This is a genomic window from Methylobacterium sp. WL116 (assembly GCF_008039455.1).
In the GTDB taxonomy this organism is placed as follows: Bacteria; Pseudomonadota; Alphaproteobacteria; order Rhizobiales; family Beijerinckiaceae; genus Methylobacterium.
Genome location: NZ_VRUV01001118.1, coordinates 1 through 498, shown reverse-complemented (window position 1 = coordinate 498; position 498 = coordinate 1). Strand labels below are relative to the sequence as shown.

The 498-nt window shown below is 77.5% G+C and carries 1 protein-coding gene; it reads right to left on the bottom strand.

Annotated elements, in window-relative coordinates:
• A partial coding sequence (locus FV223_RS29670) for an FAD-dependent monooxygenase (protein ID WP_187276311.1) occupies window positions 1–498 on the bottom strand: 498 nt, incomplete at both ends.

Genomic DNA, 498 nt, shown 5'->3' with positions numbered 1-498 from the left:
CCGCCGCGCCGGGATCGAGCCCGAGGCGCAGGGCGCCGGTGACCGCCTCGGCGAGGGCCGCCGCATCCGCCAGGCCGAGATTGAGGCCCTGGCCCGCGATCGGGTGGATGACGTGGGCGGCATCCCCCAGGAGCGCGAGGCGTTCGGCGCGGAAGCGCCGGGCGATGCCGAAGGCGAGCGGATGGGCGCTCGGGCCCTGCTCCAGGGCCAGCCGCCCGAGATCGGGCGTGAACCGGCGCTCGATCTCGGCCAGCACCGCGTCGGGCTCGCCCCCGAGCAGGGCGTCGACGTCGGCGGCCCGCTCGGTCCAGACGATCGAGGAGCGGTGCCCTTGCGGCCCGTCGGCCAGCGGCAGGATCGCGAACGGCCCGCTCGGGAGGAAGTGCTCGGTCGCCCGGCCCCCGTGCGGACGCGCGTGCCGGATCGTCGCGACGATGCCCGTCTGCGGGTACGACCAGCCGACCCAGCCGATCCCGGCCGCCTCGCGCAGGCGCGAGC